General features: G+C 65.3%; 3 protein-coding genes and 1 tRNA gene. 2 read left to right on the top strand and 2 right to left on the bottom strand.

All coding sequences use genetic code 11. The features are described from left to right. Nucleotides 1–173 precede the first annotated feature (173 nt). Both WAN02_RS30310 and WAN02_RS30305 read right to left on the bottom strand, forming a co-directional pair. Nucleotides 174–260: transfer RNA gene (locus WAN02_RS30310), tRNA-Ser, on the bottom strand. A 204-nt stretch (nt 261–464) separates the two neighbouring features. Then, nucleotides 465–815 (bottom strand): tyrosine-type recombinase/integrase, encoded by a 351-nt coding sequence (locus tag WAN02_RS30305; RefSeq protein ID WP_422269075.1) that lies wholly within the window; start codon nt 813–815, stop codon nt 465–467. A 533-nt stretch (nt 816–1348) separates the two neighbouring features. Here WAN02_RS30305 and ltrA point away from each other — a divergent pair. Together ltrA and WAN02_RS30295 are read left to right on the top strand one after the other, a co-directional pair. Further along, entirely contained in the window at nt 1349–2740 is a 1392-nt protein-coding gene (gene ltrA / locus WAN02_RS30300) for a group II intron reverse transcriptase/maturase (RefSeq protein ID WP_422269074.1), read from the top strand. Between the two features lie 121 nt (nt 2741–2861). After that, nucleotides 2862–3186: hypothetical protein (locus WAN02_RS30295; protein WP_422269073.1), on the top strand; the 325-nt coding region annotated here is incomplete at its 3' end.

Below are 3186 nucleotides of genomic sequence, written 5' to 3'. Positions count from 1 at the left end.
GAGTCAGACATGTGGAGGTAGAGGCTCCGCTTGGGATCGCCGAGAGCAGGCATGTCCCCACTATTGACCTTGGTTCCAGACTGAATTGCGACGTCAGTCTCGCCAAATGGACATGCCGGCTGCGGGGCCTTGCATATGCCACAACAACCGCCGCATCTGACACCCACTGTCAGCGGAGGGCAAGGGATTCGAACCCTTGATGGGTGTAACCCCATAGCGGTTTTCAAGACCGCCGCCATCGGCCACTAGGCGAGCCCTCCAAGGACTAGAGGTTACGGCAAACGCCCAGTTCAGCGGCATATTAGGAGCGTCAACCGTTGTCATTCGTTTGTTGTCCACCAACGTCCGCCAGCGATGGCGCCAGCAACAGGATGAGACTCGCGCGCGGAAAAGTGGCGGCACCGTCATCGACCGACCAAACTCACCACACGCGCTCGTCAGCGAGCGTCCCGCGCTCCCGGCGGTTACGCGCCGCCGTCGATGCTGCCAGCCTCGACATCACCATCGTTGGTGCGCAGCACCGCATCAAGAGCGTCGGCTGCTCGTCGCTGCATCTGCGCCGACACGTGCGTGTACAGGTCCTGGGTGATGGCAGTACGCGTGTGACCCATCATCTCGCTAACGATCTTGATCGGCTGCTGGTTACCCAGCTGCAGAGTCGCGAAGGTATGCCGGAGGTCATGGGTGCGCCGTGAGGCGCTGAGGTTCGAGTGGAGGTGAGAGACCTTCGCCGTTGTTCCTGTCGCAGCAGGGCAGCGGAGCTGGGGGCAGCCTGATCCGGGTGGTGCCGGGGAGGGTGGGAGCAGCCCTGACAACGCCGGGACGGGTCAGCACTGCCAGATGGTTCGGGTCCGGCAAGCGTTACGGAGAGGAGTACGTGAGGAACCGGCGTGTGACATCCCCTTGATTAGGCACCGGCTCGAACCTGGCGGATCTGGGCTGGGAGCGGCGCGCACCCGTTGTGATTGTGCGGCGGGGAACTTCTGTGGCGGTAGGCATGAGCCGTTAGGGAGGCTGCGAGGAAGTGCTGCGGGGTACTCGCAGCGATGCCGCAGGGGCATAGTCGGGCTCCTCCTTCGTGGAGCGAACCTTGGTGAACACGGGAACCGTCCCGGATCTTGCCCGCCCGTCCACGTCCGGTGGTCGGTCGGGCTGGGCGCACCGACAGCCGATCGGTCCGGGGCGGGGCGGAGCCGCCGTAGTACTGCGAGCCGGGGAAAGCCCGGCACATCGGGAAGGGCGGCAGCGGTATCGAGAAGGGAAGGTGACGGCAATGCCGAAAGATGCACCGCCGGATGGCGAGGCTCCTTGCTCAGGACCTGTCGGGTCGTGGGCGAGGGTATCGGGGATGCAGGCCAAACTTCATCGTTGGGCGGTGGCTGATCCTGGCCGCTGGTTCGATGACCTGTTCAACTTCGTGTGCGACCCGGCGACGCTGAACGTGGCGTTCGCGCGGGTCGCGGGAAACCAGGGAGCACGCACGCCCGGTGTGGATGGCTTCACGGTCACCGACATCGAGCAGATGGTGGGTGTTCCGGGGTTTTTGGACGACCTGCGAACCGCCCTTCGGGGTGGGGAGTTCCGGCCGTTGCCGGTGCGGGAACGCAAGATCCCCAAGCCGGGTGGGTCGGGCAAGGTCCGCAAACTGGGGATTCCCACAGTGACGGACCGGGTCGTTCAGGCGGCGCTAAAACTGGTGTTGGAACCCATCTTCGAGGCCGACTTCTCGCCGGTCTCCTACGGGTTCCGGCCCAAGCGGCGCGCCCAGGACGCGATCGCTGAGATCCACCATTTCGGCACCCGCGGTTACCGCTGGGTGCTCGATGCGGATATCGAGGCGTGCTTTGACTCCATCTCGCACACCACTCTGATGGAGCGGGTGCGGGCGCGGGTCAAAGACAAGCGCGTGCTGGCGCTGGTCAAGGCGTTCCTCAAAGCCGGGATCCTCACCGAACTCGGCGCCCAGCAGGACACCTTGACCGGCACGCCGCAGGGCGGCATCTTGTCCCCGCTGCTGGCCAACATCGCGCTGTCCGCGCTCGATGAGCATGTGATGGCGCCGTGGCAACCGGGTGGGCCGATGTCGACATCGGGCAAACGCGCCTACCGGCGCTCCAAGGGACGGCCCACGTGGCGCATCGTGCGTTACGCGGACGATTTCGTCGTCTTGGTGCACGGCACGCGCGAGGACACCGAAGCGCTACGCGAAGACGTCGCTACCATGCTCGCACCCCTAGGGTTGCGGCTGTCCGCAGCCAAAACCCAGGTCGTGCACATGGCTGACGGGTTCGACTTCCTCGGCTTCCACATCCGGTGGAAACCCAAAAGAGGGACGAACAAGTGGTACGTCTACACCTTCATCGCCCAGCGTCCGCTGCGGTCGATCAAGGCGAAGATCCGTGCCCTGACACACAGAACATCGCAGTGGGAACTCGCGGGTGTGCTGATCAAACTTCGACAGCTCATGCGCGGGTGGGCCAACTACTTCAAACACGCCGTGGCCAAATGGACCTTCAGCAAACTGGACAAGTTCGCCTGGTGGCGGCTCGTCCACATGCTGCGGGCCCGCCACGGCTGGAGTTGGGGTCAACTCCGCCGCCACCTGACCGCCTCCACCGGGAAGTGGCTGATCGCGGAGAACGGGATCGAGTACTTCCGGCTCGAAAGCGTGACGGTCTCCCGTTACGCATACCGGGGGAACAAGATCCCAACCCCATGGCCAACCACGAACCCCGCCTAACGACAGACACCGTGGAGAGCCCGTTGCCGAGAAATCGGCACGGCGGGTTCGGCGAGCGGCCTGGGGAAACGGACCGACAGCAATGCCGGCACCGCGCCCCAGGCCGACTCAACAAGTGCAGGTGCGCGAGACCGAAGCCGAGGGTCGCCGGGCGCCACACGTCGTTGACGAAGTTGGACTCGCGCAGCACCCCGCCTTGAGGTCCGATGAACACCAGACCGTCCGGTCCGGGCTCTCCGAACGTCTGGAGGTGTTCGCCGACGGCCGGGCGGATCGCCTCGGGGATCGTGACGGTGCGCCGGCCGGCCTCGGACTTGGGCGGGCCGAGGTGACGCACCCCGCCGGGCAGCTCGGCGACCGAGACCCGGATCGTGACGGTGCCAGCGGGCAGGTCGATGTCGCGGCGGGTCAGGGCGGCCAGCTCCCCCATTCGCAGCGAGCAGAAC

The organism is Mycobacterium sp., assembly GCF_049281135.1.
Taxonomy (GTDB): Bacteria; Actinomycetota; Actinomycetes; order Mycobacteriales; family Mycobacteriaceae; genus Mycobacterium.
Note: the sequence above shows the minus strand (reverse complement) of the source record. Positions and strands in the feature narration are given on the sequence as shown.